This window comes from Mucilaginibacter litoreus (assembly GCF_042676805.1).
GTDB classification, from domain to species: domain Bacteria; phylum Bacteroidota; class Bacteroidia; order Sphingobacteriales; family Sphingobacteriaceae; genus Mucilaginibacter; species Mucilaginibacter litoreus.
In genome coordinates this window covers 735,894-758,199 of the sequence record NZ_JBHTHZ010000005.1, presented here as the reverse complement: position 1 = coordinate 758,199, position 22,306 = coordinate 735,894, and the positions used below count along the sequence as shown (strand labels likewise).

Genomic DNA, 22,306 nt, shown 5'->3' with positions numbered 1-22,306 from the left:
TTACTGATTGTAATAATTTTGATTGACGGTTAACCTGATTACATATTACTAATATATAGTGAGCGATATTCGCATTACTATCTGTTTGACTAATTAAGCTGTTAAGTCAGCAATTATCACGGCGCAAAGGAATATATTTTTTACATGTAAACTTTATGATAATGCAAAGTTTACATGTAAATGAAGATTAATACTATTAAATAGCTTTTTTGTATAACCTGTAGGTTTTATACTGGTCACCACCGATGGCTTCGATAGCCCGGTTAACCATCTCATTGTTTTCAAGCGTCCAACCAGCCTCGGCATATTGCAGGCCTTTACGCTTATATTCTTTAATGATAGAACCATACAGGCAGGCTTCAACACCTAACTTACGATAGCCTTCTATTACTCCCAGCAGCATTATACGTATCCCTTTTATTTTGCTTTTGCTGAAAAGTAATTTAAAAATACCTGTTGGCAAAAGGCGACCTTTTTTAATAGTTTTCAGGATAGGGTTAATATCTGGTATAGCCACACCAAAGCCAACTATTTTGCCGTCCTGCTCTGCAAGTAGTGCAAAATCAGGATCTAAAATCATCTTAAGGTCTTTGGCGGTATAATCAAACTCATCGTTGGTCATCGGGAAAAAGCCAAGGTTTTTATCCCATGCATGGTTATATACATCACGAAGTGCGTCAGCTTCCTGCTTAAACTTCTTCATATTTATCTTGCGTATCTGGATATTACTGTTGCGTTTTAAGCGCTCCTGTAACTTATCAAGCATCTGCATAGATTTATCATTATAGTTACCGCCTTCCCAAAACCAGGCAAACAGGTCTGTTTGTTTCTTAAACCCGTAGTTTTCAAGTAAAGTAATGTAATACTCGGGGTTATAGGTCATCATTACGATTGGCGGCCTGTCAAAACCTTTTACCAGTAAGCCCGATGTTTCGTTAGTTGATGGGTTTACAGGGCCAATAATGTTTTGCGCGCCCTTTTCTTTTAACCACTTTACTGCAGTATCAAAAAGCAGGTTGGCGGTTTCCTGGTCATTTATGCAATCAAAAAAACCAAAGAAACCTTCGTTAACATTATTGAACTGGTTATGATTGGTATTATAAATGGCTGCTATCCTGCCAACAATTTTATTGTCGTTATAAGCCAGGAAGGTTTGCAGCGACGAATGTTTATGAAAAGGGTGGGTGGTAAGCAAATCCCTTTGAGCAATAAATAATTCCGGTACGTAATTGGGGTCGTTTTTATGCAGCTCATGTGGGAAATCGATAAAAGTGCCGAGCTCTTTTTTCGACTGTACCGGTACAATTTTTTTCATTTGGGAGAGGCAAAAATTAAACCGGCATTGTTTTAAGCAATGCCGGTGTAGTATTTAAAGGTTTATATTTTTTCTTTGATGGTGGTCACCCCAACAACTTTAAAGGCCTGTATCAGTTTTTCTACTGCTTCGTCTATCTGTTCAAATGTATGAGTAGCCATCAGCGAGAATCTTAACAGCGAAGAGTCTGAAGGTACTGCTGGCGAAACTACCGGATTTACAAAAACTCCTGCTTTTTGCAGGTAATTGGTAACCTGGAAGGTTTTGGCATTATCACGTATATAAATAGGAAGTATAGGGCTTTCAGTGGCGCCAATGTCAAAACCTTCATCGGTTAACAGTTTCATGGCGTAGTTAGTGTTATCCCACAATTTCTGTATACGCTCCGGTTCAGATTCTATGATATCCAGGGCCGCGATAACGCTGGCTACTGAGCCCGGTGTCATACTGGCGCTGAACATTAATGAACGTGCCCGGTGTTTTATATAGTCAATGGTATCAGCATCGCTGGCTATAAAGCCGCCTAATGATGCCAGTGATTTACTAAAAGTGCTCATGATAAGGTCAACCTTATCAGTTAAGCCGAAGTGTGATGCAGTGCCGGCACCATTGTGGCCAATAACGCCAAGGCTATGGGCGTCATCAACCATGATGTTTGCTCCGTATTTATCGGCCAGTTCAACAATCTCAGGTAGTTTAACAATATCGCCCTCCATGCTAAAGATACCGTCTACAACAACAACTTTTACAGCTTCTTCTGGCAGCATGCTTAGCTTGCGTTCCAGATCAGCCATATCATTGTGGCCATATTTTATGGTCTTTGAAAATGAAAGCCTGGTACCGTCAATTATCGATGCATGATCGTACTCGTCAATTATCAGGTAATCGTTACGGCCTGTGATGCATGACAGAACACCCAGGTTTACCTGGAAGCCTGTACTAAATAAAACCGCAGCTTCCTTACCTACATATTGGGCAAGCCTTTGTTCCAATTCGATATGAATATCGAGTGTACCGTTCAGAAACCTGGAGCCGGCGCAACCCGATCCATATTTATCAATTGCTTTTTTTGTAGCTTCTTTTATTTTAGGATGATTGGTCAACCCCAGGTATGAGTTTGAACCAAACATTAAAACACGGTGATTATTAATCATCACTTCAGTATCCTGTCCCGATTCAATCGGCCTGAAAAAAGGATACAGGCCCTGTGCCCTGATCATATTTGCATCCTGGAACTGAGCGATCTTCTCGTGTAACTTTTTAACCATTTATAAACACTGCTTAAATTTTTTGTAAAAATACCATGAATATATTAACCTCGGGCATTATGAATGTAATTTTTTTATACATGTACTTAATGTGGAGTTAACACACTTCTATCAGGCAAATTAATTAAAATTTTTAATTATTCTCCGCCACAATTTTGCAATTTGTTTTAAAAAGTTGAAAAATTGTGCCAATTATCATTCCAATCTCCTAATTGAGTAATTTTTTTGTTGTCGATTTTTTATTGCTTTAGATTAATTGGATATTCGCGCTCCCTGTATATTTACCTTACAAAAGTTACAGAACTCTTTCTGATTATTTTTGTTTTTATGTTCGCAGTTAAGCACTTATGAAAAAAATTGGTTACTTTTTTATTTCTAATATACTACTTTTTTCGCCGGTGGCACTTTTTGGCCAAACAAATGCCGATACCAGCGCAGTAGTAGTAACACTAAGGCAGAGCGTTGAGTTTGCATTTCGCAACCAGCCACTGCTTAAACAAGCCAATATAGATGAGCAGATCAATGAGCGCGACATCCGTATAGCGCTTTCGGCATGGCTTCCACAGGTTACCACTAACGGGCAGTATCAGCATTATTTTCAGCGGCCGGCCATAATTGCAGGTGGTACATCAACCGGGACAGGCACTGGCACGGGCACCGGCGGTACTGGTACAGGGACCGGTAGCGGTACAGGCTCCGGCGTTTCTCAGCAAAACCTTGCCATAGCACATAATACATCAAATGTCGGGCTCTCTGCAAGCCAGGTTATTTATAATAATGATGTATTGCAGGCTTCAAAGGCATCAAAATACTCAAGGCAGTTTTATAAACAAAATACCGAAAGCTACAAGATCGATCTGGTGAGTGATGTTAGTAAAGCCTTTTATGATGTACTGCTTTCGCAACGACAACTGGATATTATAAAAGAAGATATTGTACGCTTACGCCGCAGCTTAAAAGATGCATACTCGCGCTACCAGGCAGGTGTTGTTGATAAAACAGATTATAAACAAGCCACCATAGCGCTTAACAATGCACTGGCATCGCAAAAACAAACTCAGGAAGCCATAAAAAGTAAATCGGCTTATTTAAAGCAGGCCATGGGTTTTGACCCTAACAGGCGCCTTGTGTTATCGTACGATTCTGCCAGTTTGCAAACAGAAGCATTTATTGATACTGCGCAAACACTTAACTACGCCAACCGTATTGAGTACCGCATGCTGCAAACGCAGAAAAACCTCGATCAAATAAATGTGTCCTATTATAAATGGGGTTTCCTGCCTTCGCTATCGGCAGTGGGGGGGTATAGCTTAGCTTATTTCAATGATAATTTTTCTAAGCTGTACAATGATGCTTTCCCTACTTCATTTGCAGGGTTATCGTTAACTATACCTATTTTCCAGGGGGGGAAACGCCTGCAGAACCTTTCTAAGGCGCGCCTGCAGGTAGAGCGTACCGATCTTGACCTTATCAACAGCCGGAATGCCATAAATACCGAGTATACCACCGCATTGGCCAATTACAAGAGTGCTTATTATAACTGGAAAGTACTTAACGAGAACGTGCAGCTGGCAACAGATGTATATAAGGTAGTCGACCTGCAGTATCGCGAAGGTATTAAAACTTACCTGGATGTTATCGTTGCCCAGGCAGACCTGCGTACAGCTGAACTGAATTTTTATAATGCACTGTTTCAACTGCTGTCAAGCAAGATAGATCTGCAAAGGGCAATGGGTACATTACCAACAGAATAATCACATCAACATCATCAAATCACTCAACAGACAATATATTATAATGAAAAGTACATATACCTACTGCATCGCCGCCCTGGCGATATTATCAGTATCGGCCTGCAAAAGCAAATCTGATAAGCAAAATGCAGCGCCGCCGCCAACATCTGTAAATGTTGTTGAAGCTAATAAGTCTGACGCCTTGTACTACGACAAGTATCAGGGTACTGTAGTGGCACTTAACTCTGTTGAACTACGCAGCCAGGTAAGCGGCTTTATTACCGGCATTTTTTTTAAAGAAGGTACAGTGGTAACCAAAGGCACGCCTTTGTATGAAATAGATAAACGTAAGTATGAAGCTGCATATCAGCAGGCAAGGGCAAACCTTATCAGCGCTAAAGCAAATTTAAGCAAGGCCCAAAAAGATATTGACCGTTATAATATGCTGTTGAAAAGCGATGCCGTTGCCCGCCAGACGGTTGACCAGGCAACCGCCTCCTTTGAAACCGCGCAAAGCCAGGTAGCCGTAGCACAGGCAGGCGTAGAATCTGCCGCGACCGATCTTTCTTATGCAACCATACGCGCCCCTTTTACTGGCCGTATTGGTATATCGCAGGTTAAGCTTGGTGCGCAGGTTAGCCCAGGCAGCACGTTACTAAACACTATTTCTACCGGCAACCCCATCGGTGTAGATGTAGTGATCAATGAGCAGGATATCAACCGGTTTTACCGCCTGCAAAAAAACAGTACCGATAGCACTTTCAGGCTGCAACTGCCTGATGGAAGCGCTTACAACCATACCGGAAAAATATTCGCTATAGACCGTGGCGTGAGCGACCAAACCGGTACCATAAAGGTAAGGGTACAATTCCCAAATGCCAAAGACCAGTTAAAAGACGGTATGAGCTGCGTATTGCAGGTACTTAATGATGAGTCGGGCAATAGGGTACAAATACCTTACAAAGCAGTTACCGAGCAAATGGGCGAGTTTTTTGTATTCATTGCAAAAGATACCATTGCCGAGCAGCGTAAGGTTATACTTGGGCCACGTATACAAAGTAATATAGTTATAACTGATGGCATTAAGCCTGGCGAAAAAGTGATCACCGAAGGATTCCAGCGCCTGCGTGATGGCGGTAAAATTACACTTGGTGCCCCTTCAGGCGCTGCCGCGCAAGGTGGTGCCGGTGCAAAAAGCGGCACACAGCCAAAATAACATTTAAGGTTAATTAAATTAGATGCAGGGATGATTATTCCCTGCAAACTTTAAGTAAACAGACACAACTGATGATCGCAGATACTTTTATACGACGCCCGGTGACCGCCATCGTTATATCCCTGGTTATACTAATCGTTGGGATTTTGGCCATGTCAAATCTCCCGATAGGGCAATATCCTGATATTACACCTCCTACTGTACAGGTAACAGGTAACTATACCGGTGCAGATGCTTTAACTGTTGAACAGACTGTAGCTACACCTGTTGAGGTGCAGGTTAACGGTACACCTGGCATGACTTACCTGCAAAGTAATAGCATGAGTAACGGCCAGATGAGCATGACCGTTAACTTTGAGGTAGGTACAGATATTAATATCGCCGCGCTGGATGTGCAAAACCGCGTAGGCATTGCCCAGCCAACTTTACCACAGGAAGTACAACGCCTGGGTTTGGTGGTACGTAAACGTAACCCCAGTATATTGATGCTGGTTGCGATGTACTCGCCTAAAGGCAGCCATAACGTAACTTTTGTTGACAATTATACTAACGTATTTATTAAGGACGCCTTGCTGCGTACCAAAGGTGTGGGCGACGTATTTACACGTGCCGACGATTTTAGTATGCGGATATGGCTCAAACCGGATAAGCTTGCTGCATTAGGGCTAACATCTACAGATATTACCGCTGCGCTGCAGGAGCAGAACGCACAGGTTGCTGCCGGTACAGTTGGCGCTACCCCGCAAATGAAAGGGCAAACTTTTGAGTATACCGTAGTAGTAAAAGGCCGTTTGGTAGATAAATCGGAGTTTGAGAACATTGTTGTTAAAACCCTGCCCGGAACCGGCGAAGTGGTACACCTTAAAGATGTTGCACGTGTAGAATTAGGTAAATTCAATTACTCGGGTAACTCGTTTGTTGATGGTAAGCGTGCCTCTTATTTGCTTATATACCAGGCACCGGGTAGTAACGCCATAGAAACTGCGGACAATGTTACCGCTACCATGAACGAACTTAAAAAATCTTTCCCGGCGGATATTGATTTTGTGGTTCCGTTTGAATCTGTAACCGTAGTTAAAGTATCATTGCACGAGGTAATTGAAACTTTAATAGAAGCTTTATTGCTGGTTGTGGTAGTTGTATTCCTGTTTTTGCAAAACTGGCGTACAACGCTTATACCTGTACTGGCTATCCCTGTATCCATTGTAGGTACATTCATCTTTTTTGTGCCGTTAGGGTTTACCATTAATACACTTACACTATTTGGTTTCGTACTGGCTATCGGTATTGTGGTGGATGATGCTATTGTGGTGGTTGAGGCCGTACAGCATTACATGGACGAAAGAGGCATGACACCAAGAGAAGCGACCGAACACGCTATGCGCGATATATCCGCCCCGGTTATTGCCATCGCGCTAATTTTGGCCGCAGTGTTTGTGCCGGTAGGTTTTGTGCCGGGTATTGTTGGCAGGTTGTACCAGCAGTTTGCTATAACCATCGCTATATCGGTATTGATATCGGCATTTGTGGCTTTATCGTTAACCCCAGCTTTGTGTACGCTGTTGCTGCGCCCACACAAAATCGACGAAAAATCTGGTGGTCTGAACAGGTTCTTCTATAAGTTTAACCAATGGTTTGACAGGGTAACAGGCCGCTATCGTAATGCTGTTGACAGGGGTATCAAACACTCCAGGTTCATGGTCACTATATTAGTAGGTATCATTATCGGTACTATACTATTATTTAAAGGTAAGCCATCGGGCTTCCTGCCGCTGGAGGACGAAGGTCGTATCTATGTAACTTATGACCTGCCCGAAGGCTCTTCTACAGAACGTACTGTTACAGTGTTAGACTCGATGATGAAGATCATAAAGAGTGTGCCCGCTGTTAACCATTTTGCAGCATTGGGCGGTTTAAATGCCGTTAACTTTGCTACCAAATCTAACAGTGCTACTATATTTATTCAGCTGAAACCGTGGGACGAGCGTAAAGAAGAAATCGATCAAAAAGATTCGGTTATAGCAACGCTTCAAAAAAAGCTTTCGAGATTTAAGGAAGCAAGTGTGGTTGTTATTTCACCTCCGGCTATACCAGGCTTAGGTAATACTGGTGGTTTCTCATTTGTATTACAGGAGCGTGAAGCAGGCGGTGATGTAAAAAACTTTGAAAAAGTATTACAAAACTTTATTGCTGAATTAGGGAAGCGCAAGGAGATAGCAAGACCATTTACATTTTTTACCGCGCATACGCCGGCTTACCAGCTGACGATTGACCGTGAAAAGGCTAAAAAGCTTGGTGTAAGCATATCTGCCATCAATAGTACCCTGCAAACTTATATGGGTAGCGCCTATGTGAACGACTTTACTGTTTACGGGCGTAACTTTAGGGTGCTTGCCCAGGCCGATACCAATTATCGTACTAATATCCAGAACATAGGGCAGTACTTTGTGAAAAATCAGGCCGGCGCCATGGTGCCACTAAGTACGTTGACCAGCTATAAGATGATTGAAAACGCTCCGTTGATTTCCCACTATAACCTGTTCCGTTCGGCCGAGATCAATGGAGGGGCTGCGCCGGGCTACAGTAGTGGTGATGCCATACAGGCACTTAAAGAAGTGGCCGCACAATCATTACCGCAGGGTTATGGTTACGAGTTTTCCGGCTTAAGCCGCGAGGAGATGTTATCCGGTTCAAAAACGGTATACATCTTCCTGCTGTCAATCGGGTTTGTGTTCCTATTCCTTGCTGCACTTTACGAAAGCTGGTCGGTGCCATTCTCTGTATTGTTGGCCGTACCACTGGGTGCCTTCGGCGCAATTTTGTTCCTGACATTTAAACCCGGATTAACCAATAACGTTTATGCGCAGATCGGTTTAATCACCCTGATAGGTTTGGCTGCCAAGAACGCCATCCTGATAGTAGAGTTTGCCAAAGAACGTGTGGATAGGGGTATGGAGCTTGAAAAGGCAACGCTTGAGGCTGTACGCCTTCGTTTACGCCCAATCATCATGACATCACTGGCATTTATATTAGGTGTACTACCATTGGTAATTGCATCAGGCGCTGGTGCACAGGCACGCCAAACAATCGGCTGGACAGTGTTTGGTGGTATGCTTGCAGCAACATCACTGGCAATATTTATAGTACCGGTATTATTTTACCTGATAACCAAAATGGCATATGGTAAAGAAAAACTGGCAGAGTTAGAGAAAAATTATAAGCCAGACCCCGATCATGATACGGAAGCTTAATACCTAATTTGGATAATAACAGAGGCTGTCTCAAAAAAGGGCAGCCTCTTTTGTTTAATTATTTCATTTACCTGCAATTATGGCATGAAAAACACATGAAATTACTAAGCTGATAGGAGCGCGTTTTACAGTTCACCATACATTTTTGTAGTTAAAGTGACACGGAACATAAAAAAAATGTCTGTTTCTTTTGCAGCCGCAAAGAAGGTATTGGGGAATTAAGAACTTTGTAAACCGAATTGATAATCAGTACATAAACAGCCTGTATACAATTAATACTTGCCTTTTTAATTAAGTAATGAGAATGTTAATTAACATTAAATGAATGTTAATTGGCAAAGTATTTGATTATAGCCGTGTATCACAATTAAATTGTATTTATCTAAAAAACACGACAATGAAAAAAATGACAAAACTAATAGCCGCAGCTTTTACAGCAGCAGCTTTATTTATCGGTACTAATGTTAATGCACAAACTACACCTAAAAGCGCATGGCGTTTTGGTATCGGCTTAGAAGGATTGGCTCCGGTTGGAGACCTTCACAACGTTTCTAACATTGGTTTAGGTGGTACCGCCCGTTTACAGTACGGTGTAGCAGATAATCTGGCTTTAACCTTAACTTCTGGTTACTATAACTTTTTTGGTAAAGAAGCAGGTAATACAGGCATCAACTACGATGATTTAGGTATAGTACCATTAAAAGCAGGTATTAAAGCTTTTGTTTCTCAGAATGTTTACCTGAGTGGTGAAGTTGGTGCCGGTTTTGAGACTAATGAAGGTGGTAACACTAAATTACTGGCATCACCTGGTATTGGTTGGGCAAACCAATCATGGGATATTGGTGCACGTTATGAAAACTTTTCAGGTCAGAACAACTCTTACGGAACAATTGGGTTGCGTATAGCTTACGGCTTTGGTCTGTAATAACGGTAAGCATTAAAACACAACACAAAAAAATCCCTTTGCAATTTGCAAAGGGATTTTTTTTGTCTGAACTCGAATTAAAAGAATTGATTGAATTTTACAGAATTAATTATAAAACCAATTGGATTTTAAATCCTTTAATTCAGGTTTAAACTAATTTTGCCAAAGCTTCCTTAATTCTTCTCATAGCTTCTACCAGTTTATCTTCAGCGGCTGCATAAGATATACGGATCGACTTTTTGTCACCGAATGAATCACCACCTACTGTTGCCACATGTGCTTCTTCCAACAGATAGATTGACAGCTCATCAGCATCATTGATAGTTTTACCGTTGTAGCTTTTACCGAAGAAAGAGGCAACGTTAGGGAAGAAGTAAAAAGCCCCGTCAGGCAGGTTAACTTCAATTCCCGGGATCTCTTTTAATAAGCCATAAACCAAGTCCCGGCGTTTCTGAAATTCATCGCGCATCTCGTGTACAGTTTTAAGTCCGCCCTCATAAGCAGCAACGCCAGCCTTTTGAGTGATGGAGCAGGTGCCTGATGTGATCTGGCCCTGCATTTTATCGCAGGCAGCAGCAATTTCGCTGTTAGATGCGGTGTAACCAATTCTCCATCCGGTCATGGCAAAAGCCTTAGACCATCCGTTAATGATCACCACACGGTCCTTGATATTCTCAAACTGGGCGATAGACTCATGCCCGCCAATAAAATTGATGTGCTCATAAATCTCATCGCTCATGATATAGATCTGCGGATATTTCACAAACACATTAGCTAAAGCCTCCAATTCGTCTTTGCTGTAAACACTGCCTGTAGGGTTACATGGCGATGAGAACATAAAAAGCTTGGTCTTAGGCGTAATGGCTGCCTCTAATTGCTCAGGAGTGATCTTGAAGTTGGTTTCAACAGTGGTATCAATAAAAACGCTTACACCTTCGGCCAGTTTTACAACTTCAGAGTAAGATACCCAGTAAGGTGTAGGAATGATGACTTCATCTCCCGGGTCAACCAAACAAAGCACAGCATTGGCAATAGCCTGCTTGGCACCGGTTGAAACTACAATTTGCGTATCAGTATAATCCAGGTTGTTCTCTTCCTTCAGTTTCTTTACAACGGCCTTACGCAGATCGGGGTAACCTGCAACAGGGGTGTAGTAGGTAAAGTTCTTGTCCATGGCAGTCTTGGCAGCATCCTTTACATACTCGGGTGTATGAAAGTCAGGTTCACCAAAGCTAAGGCTTATTACATCAATGCCTTTAGCGGCCAGTTCGCGGCCCATTTTTGCCATTTTAATGGTTTGGGATTCAGACAGGTTTTTTATCCTGTTACTTAATGCGCTCATATTATTTTTGTTAATGCGGCAAATATAGAAAATTAGTTTGCTGATGATTTTTTAAAATCATGTCACTTACTGCTTTCTTTGTATTCTTACCAATCCTTGTCGGGTAGCCAAGTATAATACCCCACTTTTATCAAACACCATATTTGTTATAAAAGATGTTGGTATATCCGAATTTTGATTGTGATAGTTTTCCCAGCCATCCTTCAGATCATATCTTACTAAGCCGGCTCTGTCAGTGGCTATCCAAAGCACTTTCTCCGCTTTATCGTAAAGTAATTTTGTGACATGGTTAAAAGGCATACCGGAGTTATCCGTAGTTAGCTGTTTAAATTCGCCGTTCTTAGTGTAAATTGCTATGCCCTCGTTCCTATTGACCTGCTTTTTATCTTTTGCATTGTATTCATATAAGCCAAAATAGAGGTTACCATCTTCACCTTCATCCATTGATGTGATACACTTGCCCTTTAAAGTTGTAGTACCATTATTGTAGCTAATAACTCTACCATCGGTATCAATCATGAAAGAACCCCTGAATGTACCTATCCACAATCGTCCTTTTGAATCGCGGTTAGCGTAATGAACACTGCCATTAGCGATTTCTTTTGTATTTTGATTATTAATAATGCTCCACTTTCTATCTTTATAAATGTGTAGGCCATTTTTTGTGCAAAAGAAAAGCTCACCATTTTTGCTGCTATGCAGGTAATAAAGCTCTTCAAGTCCAAGTGATTGCTTACTTTGAGCATACCAATTGCTGTTATCGTAACTATATATATTAGTATCTCTTACAGTCCACTTTGTGTTATTATCATCTATCCCTAATAGATAATAAGATATACGCTTTTTAGAATCGACAATATGCTCTGCTTTTGTGAAATTTTTGCCATCAAATTTCATCAGCCCTCTTTCCGTCGGGAACCAAATTAAGTTATTGTTATCAACAGCCAGATAATCATTAGAATTATCTGGGTAAGATGAATTTTTTGTGTTCCAAACAGTAAAGTTGTAAGTTTTTAAATGCTCGTTTTTATATGTATAGGTTTTATTAAAAATTTGAGGATTAAGCGGATGATCGAATGCTTTATCAAAGGCGTCCATATCCACGCGCTGTATGTAGCTCTTTAAAGAACCATTGTTAACCTCAACCATTACGTTAATTGATACGCGGCCTATTGGTTTTCCAGCTTCCATGGCTGGGATCCATGCTTTAAAAGCGTTGAAATGGCTTATAATATTTTTGGTGATATTGCTTTTTGAAACATCAGTATGGCTTAATACACAGCCATTACCGATTGAATCAACAAGAACTTGTAAAAGTATCTTGCCAGAAGCATTGCCAAAATTGGTAGTTTTATTAATGTCTTCAATAGCAGAAGCAAAGGCCTCTGTATTTACATTAGCTTTTACATCTCCGCAATCCAGACAAAAAGTTTCGGTATTGCAGTTGTCAAGTTTAACCGGAAAAATGTTCTGTGCTTTTCCGAGTATGAAAAAGCAAATTGCTGATAAGGTGAGGATAGTTTTTTTCATAATAATATCCAAAATTACAAATTGGAGTTTAAGTGCACATTAATGTAAATTAAATATAATCTTTATCAGTGCTATTAGTAAGCGAAATAGAAATTTTAATGAACACTTAAGCTAAATCCTTAAGTTTGCCATTTCATTTATCAAACTCTTGAATCAGCAAAAACGAATAATCCTTATTTCGCTCATAACAGGCACTGTGTTAATGGTGATGAAGTTTGCTGCCTACTTTTTAACCAACTCCAACTTTGTACTGACTGATGCTGCCGAAAGTATAGTGAATGTTGTGGCCAGCGCCTTCGCCTTTTACAGCATATACCTGGCATCTGTGCCGCGCGATGAAAACCACCCTTACGGACACGGAAAGGTGGAGTTTTTTTCGGTATTTATTGAGGGGGCACTTATTGGCATAGCCGGCCTGATCATTATCCTTAAATCTTCATACAGCTTTTTTAATCCGGAACCTATACATGACCTGGTTCTGGGCTCAGTGATAATCGGCACCACAGGAATTATAAACGGGGTACTGGGATATTACATGATAAAGAAGGGCAAAGCTATTCCTTCTATCACTATTGAGGCCGATGGAAGGCATTTACTTACAGACACCGTTACCAGTGCAGGGTTAGTAGTGGGCCTGCTGCTTATATATTTTACTAAAATATTATGGCTGGATAGCGCCTTATCAATAATAGTAGGGTTATATATTGTGTTTACAGCTTATAAACTTATCCGCCGCTCGGTGGCCGGTTTGATGGATGAAACCGACTTTGCTATTGTAAGCGAAGTGGTTAAGGTATTAAGCGAACGGAGGCACGAGGAATGGATAGATATACATAACCTTCGTGCTCAAAAATATGGGCATGAGCTGCATATCGACTGTCATCTAACGCTGCCTAATTATTTTGACCTGAACCGGGTGCATGAAGAGGTAAAACTGGTGGATAAGCTCATCAATGATGAAGCAGGTATCCGTACGGAATTTTTTATCCATACCGACCCATGCCTGCCTTATTGCTGCCACTATTGCAGTATGCCCAACTGCCCTATACGCAGCGAAGCGAAAAGGGATGAGATTCCCTGGACATTAGAAAATGTAATGCGCAATAAAAAGCACTATGAACAGTAAAAAGTTTTTTAACGTACGGGTTTACGGCCTGCTTATTAACGATGATAACGAAATATTAATTAGTGATGAGCAGGAGTACGGAGTAAGGTTTACTAAATTTCCGGGCGGCGGGTTAGAGTACGGTGAAGGTTTGATAGAAGGCCTTAAACGGGAATTTGTTGAGGAATGTAATACCGAAGTTGAAATTCTTGACCATTTTTATACCACTGACTTTTTTGTAAAATCCGCCTTTAACGATTCGCAGATCATCAGCGTTTATTATACAGTTAAGGCTGTATCTGAAATGAGCTTTAACTGTAAGACAGAGATATTTGACTTTGACGGTGAGGGCGACATACTGCAATCCTTTAGATGGGTGAAATTGAGTGAATTGACAGTGGATGCATTTACATTTCCTACAGATCAATATGTAGCCAATTTATTAATTAAAAGCTTATGAATTTAGCTGAACGCGATTTGCAGGTGATATGGCACCCATATACCCAAATGAAAACGGCATTGCCACCCATACCTATCATAAGGGGTGAGGGGGTATTGGTTTTTGATGAAGATGGTAAAAGTTATATAGATGCGGTATCATCATGGTGGGTAAACATTCATGGGCACTCGCATCCTTATATCGCCCAAAAAGTGGCGGAACAACTCACCACGCTTGAGCATGTGATCTTTGCCGGCTTTACACATCCGGGTGCTGTTGAACTGGCCGAACGTTTACTTGACATATTACCCGGCAATCAGCAAAAGGTATTTTACTCAGACAACGGATCTACCGCTGTAGAAGTGGCTATTAAGATGTGCCTGCAATACTGGCACAACAAAGGTGAGCAACGTACAAAGATACTTGCCTTTAAAAATGCTTACCATGGGGATACCTTTGGTGCCATGTCTGTTAGCGGGCGAAGTGCCTTCACCGCAGCTTTCGACAGCTTATTGTTTGAGGTTGAATTTATCGACCTGCCCAGTGAGGAAAATATTGATAGCCTCAAATCTCAAATTTCAAATCTCAAATCCCAGCTGGCTTGCTTTATTTTTGAGCCGCTGGTACAGGGTTCAGCAGGTATGATCATGTACGAGGCTGCCTGGCTCGATGAGTTGATGAAATATTGCCGTGAAAAAGGCATACTGCTGATAGATGACGAGGTATTTACTGGCTTTGGCCGTACCGGCAAGCCTTTCGCCTGCAACCATGTACAAACGCAGCCGGATATCATGTGCTTTTCTAAAGGGCTTACAGGAGGCACAATGGCCTTTGGCCTGACTACCTGTACGCAGGATATCTATGGTGCTTTTTTATCTGACGATAAGCTGAAAACGCTTTTCCACGGACATTCATATACAGCTAACCCGGTGGCTTGCGCAGCCTCACTCGCCAGTCTGGATCTGTTTCTTGATCCGGCAACACAGCAAAGCATCCACAGGATAGCATACAAACATTCGGTTTTTGCAGAGCGGATAGCTAAGCATAACAAGTTAAAGAATATCCGCCAAACCGGAACTATCCTTGCAATGGAATGGAATACCGGCAGCAACACCTCTTACTTTAGCAACCTGCGGGATAAGCTTTATCACCATTTTCTTGAAAGGGGAATTATTCTTAGGCCCTTAGGTAATATTATCTACATTTTACCCCCGTATTGCATTACTGATGTGCAACTCGACTACATTTACAGCGCCATTGAACAAGCGCTTGACACAATCTGATTATGGAACTTAATACTATTTTACACCAGATAATAGCGGATAATAATTTGCACGCCCGTTGGTTAAATACCTTATCGTTAATGGAGAATACCGGTGCGCGTAAAATATCGGCAAGCGAAGATCCGGTAAGTGTGACCTACATTATTCTGAAGCATGCTGCCGAAGAGCATAGGCATGCCTTTTATCTGAAAAAGCAAATTGAGAAGACTGCAGCTGGCCAGTGTCCAACTTATGCGTCAGAGTATCTTATCTCGCCATCTTCAAGCAAATACTATCTTCATCAGCTGGATATTGATGTTTGCCGGTATTTGAAAAAAGAGCTGCAGCTAACCGGTGCCGAACTGCGTTTCGCGGCATATTTATTGGTTACCTATGCCATTGAAGTGCGTGCCGACGAATTGTATCCGGTTTACCAGCAGGCGCTGGATGACGCCGGGAGCAAGGTAAACGTAAAATCAATCATACTGGAAGAAGAAGGGCATCTTGAGGAGATGATCAATCAGTTAAAAAGCTTTTCGCCGCAATGGGAACTGTATGCACAAAAAGCCGTTGAAATGGAGACCGTGTTGTTCAACCAATGGCTTACAGGCCTATCCTCAGAAATGAATTAACAAGAAGGCCCGGTAATTTACCGGGCCTTCTTGTTATATGGTTAAGCAGACGGATTAGTTACCGCCGCCCATTGCTTTCAAGTCGTCCATAGTGATTTTATCAAAATCAGCAGGGATACCAAAAGTACCTGCAGGCACTTTTTGCTCAACAATGCTTTTTACAGTAACATCAGCAGCCTGGCCGTTCTGGAAAGTGGCATACTGAATTGGTACACCGCCAGCATTTTCATAAACCTTAGAGGCGCCTGTTTTAGGCAGGGTAATATCATTGGTTACCCATATATCGTATGTTTTACCGGTTTTAGTATCCTTTGCAGTAACTTTTTTACAGTTAAAACCGCTGATAACTTTACTTTCGGTACCAGGGGTAAAAGCAAATACCGGCAATTTAGCTTGCTGCTCTTCAACCTCAGCAGGGGTAGCTATAGCTGCTTTTTTGATAGAGGCAACCGGTACATCTACCAGTATCGCCATTGATTTGGCATCTTTATCTGTCAGTATCTTTATGTTTGCGGGACCCGCAGAAAACTCGGTAGCGCTTGAATCTGCACGAAAATAAGACTTGATGTCAACGTTTTGTCCCTGCATGCTGGTGGAAACGGTAATAAGGCCTTCTTTATAAGCTTTTTGTGCGCTTGCACTGATTGCGGTTGCAGAAAGCATTATGCCCAATGCAGCTGTAAATAATTTACTGTTCATAGTTTTAATTTGATGGATACAATTTAGTGTGTATTTAAGTGTTGTGCAAATATTTTTATTTGCAATTCAATATTTATTGTTAGTTAGATAATATGGTTAATGATTTGTTACGTTTTAGAATGATATTATTAACGTTGAGTTTCATAACATTTTTTATGTAAGTATCTGAGTTGGTGCCGTCAAGTATTATTTGTTGATGTCGGGCTAAACTGTCGTTTACATGCATGTTGTCACTTACATATAAAGCATTAAAAGCTAATGTTTTGGGTATAGACTTTATATGGCTACTATCGTTTAACAGAAGCAGCTTTTTATTTCTGAACCATACAATGCCATGCTTTTTTACAAAGTAAGTGGTAGATGTATCACCGTAAAAGGGCAGTACCTTATAGCTGATGATGCGCAAGCTATCCAGGCATGGCTGTACGGAATAAGCAAAGTTTTTGTCTGTTGAGGGCAGGTCGCTTAGTATAAGTCCCCGGTTACCAGCTTTAAAAATTATGCCCTTATGTTTCCGTAAACTCAGAAAGGTTACCGAATTTGTTTTATCGGTTTTAATCTTTTTTACATCGATACTTATTACAAACAGCAATATGCATAACAACGCGGCATACATCCACCTGATTTTTCTATGATACAGAAAATACATACCAAACAGGATAATGGCATATAAAAGCAGATGTTCGAAACGAGTAAGCCATATTTTATTGATGCCGGCGTAAGGGCTTCTTTCAATTACCACGAGCATCTTATTCATTGATAGTATGCTTTTTTCAGTTACATAACCAAGTGCAGCAGAAAGCCAGGAAATTTGCGGCAATAGCAGTAAGGTAATGCCTGCATACATAACAATAGTTACTGGTAAGATGATCAGCAGGTTACTCACTAAAAAATAAACCGGAAATTGGTGAAAATAGTAAGCGCTAAGAGGAAAAGTTATCAATTGCGCGGCAATTGATACCGAGCAGAAAAGCCAGAGCTTATTAGCCATGTAATTTTTAAATAGCAATTGCTTATAAATTACCGGCTGAAAAATTACAAGGCCAAATACAGCAAGGTAAGAAAGCTGAAAGCCTACATCCTTTAGTAAAAACGGATTGAGCAATAAAAGTATAAAGGCCGAAGCTGCAAGCAGGTTCAAATTATTAATATACCGGTTGTACGTTTTGCCTGCAATAACTAAACTTATCATGGCGGCGGCACGGCATACTGCGGGTGAAAAACCGGTTAAAAGGGCATAACTCCATATAAGCGTTATAATGATAACAGATCTTAAAAGCTTACTTCGTTTATTATTCATAAAGGCTAGCATGTAAATAAGCAAGCCGTATATGATAGCGACATGCCCGCCCGAAACCGACAAAATATGGATAGTGCCGGTTTTAGAGTAGGCCTGCAATACATCATTGCTTAAATCGGCTTTGTATCCCAGTATCAGTGTTGAAGCTACGGCAATTGCCGTGCTGTCGTGCATATTGCGTTTAAGTTTTGCAACAAGTTGCTGACGCAGGTTTACAGCGTAAGCAATTAGCCTGTTACCTTTATTGTAATCAATTGCTTTGTATTGGCCCGGATACAAAAAGGACTGGTAGAAAATGTTTTTGTTAGCCAGGTAAGCCTTGTAATTAAATTCACCGGGGTTATAAGGCGGCTCAACTTCGGTGTATTTTGAGGGGATCAGCAGCTGTTGGCCATAAAACAAATTCAATGCCCGCTCATCTTTTATAGTGATGAGCAAATTGCCGGATGTTTTAGTAACATTTTTCTGATTGACGCTGCCAACCACCTCGGCATTAAATCGCACCATGTTATTTTTAACAACAGGCTCCGAAGAAATATTCACCACAAGATAGTTTGACCGCTGTTTGGTAAAGTAATTATCATTTCGTTTTTCGTAGTGTAAAAGGGTTACCAACCAGCCCAAAAGGAACAGCAGTGGTACAATCAGCAATCCGCCCAGCCATCTTACCTTATGAAGCTTAAAATGGTTATAGGTTAAATTTAAACCAATAAAGAGAGTGGTTAAAGCAATCAGAAGGGTTGCAATAAAGTTGGGGTTACTGTTTAAAAGGCATAATGCACAGGCAATGCCGGTTAAAAACGGTAGGGTAAGTATTAAAAAAGGAATTTCGCCCTTGTGCCCGGCTATCATTAATTACGGTAAGGTTAAGCGAAATAAAAGTAGGATTTCAAATGGCAGATTACAACTCGTCGCGTACTTCCAGCAAAAAATTTTTAAGGTTTTCAAGTGAATCAATAACCCGCTGATGATCCTTGCTGCTGCCCATGTTATTTTTCAGGTGGTCTTTAGCGCCCTGCAGGGTGTACCCTTTATCGCGTATCAAATGGAAAATGATCTTCAGGTTTTCAATATCCTCAGGTGTGAAGTATCGGTTACCTTTTTTGTTCTTTTTAGGCGATAAAACATCAAACTCCTTTTCGTAAAAACGTATCAGCGACTGGTTAACATCAAACATGGCCGATACCTCGCCCATCGTATAGTACATTTTACTGATCTCGCGTTCTTTGTAAGGCATAATATGCAAATTTATCATTTGATTCGGATATTTAGAATTTCAAATGCCATTTTGCCTATTCTGTTAATTCAAAAATTCTGTTAATTCAGGTTCAGACAAATACTTACCTTTGCACCACTATGACCGCTACCGAAATACGTAAGGCTTTTCTTGATTTTTTTGCTTCTAAAGGCCATTTGATTGTGCCAAGCGCACCTATTGTTGTAAAAAACGACCCCACACTGATGTTCACCAATGCCGGGATGAACCAGTTTAAAGATATTTTTCTGGGTGAGGCGCCTGCCAAAGCGCCGCGCGTAGCGGATACTCAGCGTTGCCTTCGCGTAAGCGGTAAGCATAACGACCTGGAAGAAGTAGGTATTGATACCTACCACCATACCATGTTTGAAATGCTGGGCAACTGGAGCTTTGGCGATTACTTTAAAAAAGAAGCCATTGCCTGGAGCTGGGAACTGCTCACAGAAGTTTACAAGCTGCCGAAGGACCGCCTTTATGTAACCTACTTTGAAGGCGACGAGAAGGAAGGCTTGGAAAAAGACACCGAAACTTACGAGTTGTGGAAGCAATATGTAGACGAAAGTCATATTCTGCCCGGCAACAAAAAGGATAATTTCTGGGAGATGGGCGAGACCGGTCCCTGCGGACCATGTTCGGAAATTCATTTTGACGGAAGGAGCGAGGAGGAAAGAGCCGCGAAATCCGGAGCCGAACTGGTAAATGCCGACGATCCGAATGTTATTGAGATCTGGAATAACGTATTTATGCAGTTTAACCGTCTGAAGGACGGTTCGCTGCAGTCGTTACCGGCCAAACACGTAGATACCGGGATGGGCTTTGAGCGTTTGGTACGGGTATTACAGGGCAAAACATCTAATTACGATACTGATATCTTTCAGCCAATGATACAATTCATTGCTGAAAAGAGTGGAAAGACATATAATTCCAAAGCCCTCCCTTCCGGGGAGGGTTTGGGTGGGGCAGCCGACTGGGCCAACGCCGTTGCCATGCGTGTATTGGCCGATCATATCCGTGCCATTAGCTTTGCCATTGCCGATGGGCAGTTGCCTGCAAGCAATAAGGCGGGCTATGTGATCCGGAGGATATTGCGCCGCGCGGTACGTTACAGCTACCAGACACTTGGCTTTAAAGAACCATTCTTTAATCAACTGGTGCCATTATTGGCAGAGCAGTTTAAAGGCGTTTTTGATGAACTTTGGAACCAAAAGGATTTTGTGCAGAAGGTGATTTTGGAGGAGGAGGTATCTTTCTTAAGGACCTTAGAAATAGGTATTAGCTTATTAGATAAGCATATAAGATATCATAATCGAATTAAAAATTATCTTTTAGAGCACAAAGGTAAATCATGGTTTGAATTTGGTATTACAAATACATCCAAATATGGGCAAAGTAATGTGAATACTGTTGTCATGAACCTTGCACATCATATAACTAATAGAATAGAATCTCCTTTAATAAGTTTTCATTTCGATATTTTAATGCGATCTTTAGAAGATATTACTGATTATTCTAAGGCTTTTAATACATTGTATGATATAACTACAACCTTACCTGGAAAAATTGCTTTTGAGCTTTATGATACTTATGGATTTCCATTTGATTTAACCAAACTAATATTAAAGGAAAATGGTTTGGATGCAAATGAAGTTTCATTTAATGATTACCTGCAAATACAAAAGAACCGTTCACGCGCTGCCACAGCTATTGATACCGGCGACTGGATCGTGCTGAAAGAAGACGATAACGTTGAGTTTACGGGTTATGATGAAACCGAAACCGTTGCCCATATTATTAAATACCGCAAAGTAACAGCAAAGGGTAAGGAACAGTACCAGATTGTGCTGGATAAAACACCTTTCTATGCCGAAAGTGGTGGCCAGGTAGGCGATAAGGGAGAGCTGGTCTTTCCGGATGGCGAAATCATCGAGGTAACTGATACCAAAAAGGAGAACGGGCTTATTGTACACTTTACAGATAAGCTGCCTACTGCTCCGCAGGATGCTTTAACAGCTATTGTTGATGCGCAGCGACGCCACAGCACCGAGGGTAACCATAGTGCCACACACTTACTGCATGCTGCCATGAAACAAGTATTGGGTACGCATGTAAATCAAAAAGGATCATTGGTAAATGCCGATTATCTGCGTTTCGACTTCTCTCACTTTGCCAAGGTGACTGATGAGGAACTGGCAAAGATAGAGGCTATAGTCAACGAAAAGATCCGTGAGAACATAGCCCTGAAAGAAGAACGCAGCGTAGTTTATGCCGAGGCTATCCAAAGTGGCGTTACCGCTTTATTTGGCGAAAAATATGGCGAATATGTAAGGGTAATAACTTTTGACGATGATTTTAGCAAGGAGCTTTGCGGTGGTACCCACGTTAAAGCTACCGGCCAGATCGGTTATTTTAAAATAACAGCCGAAAGTGCTGTTGCAGCTGGTGTGCGGCGTATAGAAGCAATTACCGGAATAGCTGCAGAAAATTATATCATCGAGCAAACCAAACTGGTGCAGCAGGTAAAAGAGCTGCTTAAAAACCCGAAAGATGTTGCTAAAAGCCTGGAAAGCTTGCTGGAAGAAAACAACCGTTTGAAAAAAGAGATAGAGAAATCTGTACTCGAAAAATCATCCGGTTTAAAAGATGAACTGGCGAAAAAAGCCCAGGAGATCAATGGTGTTAACTTTATTGCCGAAAAGGTAGCCCTTCCAAACGCCGATGCGATCAAAAACCTGGCTTATAACCTCAAAGATGTGGTGCCTAATTTGTTCCTGGTACTTGCTGCAGAACTTAACGGTAAACCAAATATCACCGTAATGATAGCTGATAACCTGGTAAAAGAAAAGGGCTTACATGCAGGCAATATTGTTAAAGAGCTTGCTAAGGAAGTAAAAGGCGGCGGCGGCGGTCAGCCGTTTTATGCTACCGCAGGTGGCAGCGATATTAGCGGCTTAGATAATGCCCTGGCAAAGGCCAAAAACTTTTTACAGTAGCTAATAAGATAATCTAAAATAACAAGGCCGCTTTTATAAAAAGC

The 22,306-nt window shown here is 41.3% G+C and carries 16 protein-coding genes; 9 read left to right on the top strand and 7 right to left on the bottom strand.

The features are described from left to right. Positions 1 to 196 precede the first annotated feature (196 nt). Positions 197 to 1,315 (bottom strand): hypothetical protein, encoded by a 1,119-nt coding sequence (locus ACFQZX_RS11405; protein WP_377115230.1) that lies wholly within the window; start codon positions 1,313 to 1,315, stop codon positions 197 to 199. Positions 1,316 to 1,377: 62 nt separating this feature from the next. Continuing rightward, positions 1,378 to 2,583, bottom strand: coding sequence for a serine palmitoyltransferase (spt, locus tag ACFQZX_RS11400; RefSeq protein WP_377115227.1), 1,206 nt, complete (start codon positions 2,581 to 2,583; stop codon positions 1,378 to 1,380). 347 nt (positions 2,584 to 2,930) lie between these two features. Between spt and ACFQZX_RS11395 the strand changes: the two genes are divergently transcribed. The 4 genes from ACFQZX_RS11395 (at position 2,931) to ACFQZX_RS11380 (ending at position 9,708) form a co-directional block, all read left to right on the top strand. Then, complete coding sequence (locus ACFQZX_RS11395; RefSeq protein WP_377115224.1) at positions 2,931 to 4,337, top strand: TolC family protein; 1,407 nt, start codon at positions 2,931 to 2,933, stop codon at positions 4,335 to 4,337. Positions 4,338 to 4,380: 43 nt separating this feature from the next. Continuing rightward, on the top strand, positions 4,381 to 5,532 hold the full coding sequence (locus ACFQZX_RS11390) for an efflux RND transporter periplasmic adaptor subunit (protein WP_377115221.1): 1,152 nt from the start codon (positions 4,381 to 4,383) through the stop codon (positions 5,530 to 5,532). Between the two features lie 71 nt (positions 5,533 to 5,603). Then, the gene (locus ACFQZX_RS11385) at positions 5,604 to 8,783 is read left to right on the top strand and encodes an efflux RND transporter permease subunit (protein ID WP_377115218.1); all 3,180 of its coding nucleotides are present in this window, start codon (positions 5,604 to 5,606) and stop codon (positions 8,781 to 8,783) included. Between the two features lie 406 nt (positions 8,784 to 9,189). Further along, positions 9,190 to 9,708, top strand: coding sequence for a hypothetical protein (locus ACFQZX_RS11380; RefSeq protein WP_377115215.1), 519 nt, complete (start codon positions 9,190 to 9,192; stop codon positions 9,706 to 9,708). A gap of 148 nt (positions 9,709 to 9,856) precedes the next feature. Here ACFQZX_RS11380 and ACFQZX_RS11375 read toward each other — a convergent pair whose 3' ends face one another. Both ACFQZX_RS11375 and ACFQZX_RS11370 read right to left on the bottom strand, forming a co-directional pair. After that, the gene (locus ACFQZX_RS11375; RefSeq protein WP_377115212.1) at positions 9,857 to 11,050 is read right to left on the bottom strand and encodes a pyridoxal phosphate-dependent aminotransferase; all 1,194 of its coding nucleotides are present in this window, start codon (positions 11,048 to 11,050) and stop codon (positions 9,857 to 9,859) included. 66 nt (positions 11,051 to 11,116) lie between these two features. Then, positions 11,117 to 12,580 (bottom strand): ligand-binding sensor domain-containing protein, encoded by a 1,464-nt coding sequence (locus ACFQZX_RS11370; protein ID WP_377115209.1) that lies wholly within the window; start codon positions 12,578 to 12,580, stop codon positions 11,117 to 11,119. 148 nt (positions 12,581 to 12,728) lie between these two features. On the opposite strand from ACFQZX_RS11370, the gene ACFQZX_RS11365 reads away from it, so the two are divergent. The 4 genes from ACFQZX_RS11365 to ACFQZX_RS11350 are packed head-to-tail and all read left to right on the top strand — an operon-like array spanning position 12,729 to position 16,018. Then, complete coding sequence (locus tag ACFQZX_RS11365; RefSeq protein ID WP_377115206.1) at positions 12,729 to 13,706, top strand: cation diffusion facilitator family transporter; 978 nt, start codon at positions 12,729 to 12,731, stop codon at positions 13,704 to 13,706. Then, positions 13,696 to 14,145, top strand: coding sequence for an NUDIX domain-containing protein (locus ACFQZX_RS11360; RefSeq protein ID WP_377115204.1), 450 nt, complete (start codon positions 13,696 to 13,698; stop codon positions 14,143 to 14,145). Before ACFQZX_RS11365 ends, ACFQZX_RS11360 begins: the two co-directional genes overlap by 11 nt. Further along, positions 14,142 to 15,407: an adenosylmethionine--8-amino-7-oxononanoate transaminase gene (gene bioA, locus ACFQZX_RS11355; RefSeq protein WP_377115201.1), complete on the top strand. Its 1,266-nt coding sequence runs from the start codon at positions 14,142 to 14,144 to the stop codon at positions 15,405 to 15,407. The genes ACFQZX_RS11360 and bioA overlap by 4 nt, the downstream gene beginning before the upstream one ends. Positions 15,408 to 15,409: 2 nt before the next feature. Beyond that, entirely contained in the window at positions 15,410 to 16,018 is a 609-nt protein-coding gene (locus ACFQZX_RS11350) for a hypothetical protein (protein ID WP_377115198.1), read from the top strand. A gap of 54 nt (positions 16,019 to 16,072) precedes the next feature. Here the strand turns inward: ACFQZX_RS11350 and ACFQZX_RS11345 are convergent, their stop codons facing one another. From ACFQZX_RS11345 to ACFQZX_RS11335, 3 genes are all read right to left on the bottom strand, one after another. Continuing rightward, a complete protein-coding gene (locus ACFQZX_RS11345; protein ID WP_377115195.1) occupies positions 16,073 to 16,717 on the bottom strand; it encodes a DUF4412 domain-containing protein in 645 nt (214 codons plus the stop codon). A 79-nt stretch (positions 16,718 to 16,796) separates the two neighbouring features. Next, a complete protein-coding gene (locus ACFQZX_RS11340) occupies positions 16,797 to 18,869 on the bottom strand; it encodes a ComEC/Rec2 family competence protein (protein ID WP_377115192.1) in 2,073 nt (690 codons plus the stop codon). 49 nt (positions 18,870 to 18,918) lie between these two features. Then, positions 18,919 to 19,254: a MerR family transcriptional regulator gene (locus ACFQZX_RS11335; RefSeq protein ID WP_377115189.1), complete on the bottom strand. Its 336-nt coding sequence runs from the start codon at positions 19,252 to 19,254 to the stop codon at positions 18,919 to 18,921. Positions 19,255 to 19,373: 119 nt separating this feature from the next. Between ACFQZX_RS11335 and alaS the strand changes: the two genes are divergently transcribed. Beyond that, positions 19,374 to 22,262, top strand: coding sequence for an alanine--tRNA ligase (gene alaS / locus ACFQZX_RS11330; protein ID WP_377115186.1), 2,889 nt, complete (start codon positions 19,374 to 19,376; stop codon positions 22,260 to 22,262). Positions 22,263 to 22,306: the final 44 nt, after the last annotated feature.

Excerpts from the sequence above, each read along its gene's own strand:
- ACFQZX_RS11405 (WP_377115230.1), bottom strand. The coding sequence starts at position 1,315 with ATGAAAAAAATTGTACCGGTACAGTCGAAAAAAGAGCTCGGCACTTTT.
- spt (WP_377115227.1), bottom strand. The coding sequence starts at position 2,583 with ATGGTTAAAAAGTTACACGAGAAGATCGCTCAGTTCCAGGATGCAAAT.
- ACFQZX_RS11395 (WP_377115224.1), top strand. The coding sequence starts at position 2,931 with ATGAAAAAAATTGGTTACTTTTTTATTTCTAATATACTACTTTTTTCG.
- ACFQZX_RS11390 (WP_377115221.1), top strand. The coding sequence starts at position 4,381 with ATGAAAAGTACATATACCTACTGCATCGCCGCCCTGGCGATATTATCA.
- ACFQZX_RS11385 (WP_377115218.1), top strand. The coding sequence starts at position 5,604 with ATGATCGCAGATACTTTTATACGACGCCCGGTGACCGCCATCGTTATA.
- ACFQZX_RS11380 (WP_377115215.1), top strand. The coding sequence starts at position 9,190 with ATGACAAAACTAATAGCCGCAGCTTTTACAGCAGCAGCTTTATTTATC.
- ACFQZX_RS11375 (WP_377115212.1), bottom strand. The coding sequence starts at position 11,050 with ATGAGCGCATTAAGTAACAGGATAAAAAACCTGTCTGAATCCCAAACC.
- ACFQZX_RS11370 (WP_377115209.1), bottom strand. The coding sequence starts at position 12,580 with ATGAAAAAAACTATCCTCACCTTATCAGCAATTTGCTTTTTCATACTC.
- ACFQZX_RS11360 (WP_377115204.1), top strand. The coding sequence starts at position 13,696 with ATGAACAGTAAAAAGTTTTTTAACGTACGGGTTTACGGCCTGCTTATT.
- bioA (WP_377115201.1), top strand. The coding sequence starts at position 14,142 with ATGAATTTAGCTGAACGCGATTTGCAGGTGATATGGCACCCATATACC.
- ACFQZX_RS11350 (WP_377115198.1), top strand. The coding sequence starts at position 15,410 with ATGGAACTTAATACTATTTTACACCAGATAATAGCGGATAATAATTTG.
- ACFQZX_RS11345 (WP_377115195.1), bottom strand. The coding sequence starts at position 16,717 with ATGAACAGTAAATTATTTACAGCTGCATTGGGCATAATGCTTTCTGCA.
- ACFQZX_RS11340 (WP_377115192.1), bottom strand. The coding sequence starts at position 18,869 with ATGATAGCCGGGCACAAGGGCGAAATTCCTTTTTTAATACTTACCCTA.
- ACFQZX_RS11335 (WP_377115189.1), bottom strand. The coding sequence starts at position 19,254 with ATGCCTTACAAAGAACGCGAGATCAGTAAAATGTACTATACGATGGGC.
- alaS (WP_377115186.1), top strand. The coding sequence starts at position 19,374 with ATGACCGCTACCGAAATACGTAAGGCTTTTCTTGATTTTTTTGCTTCT.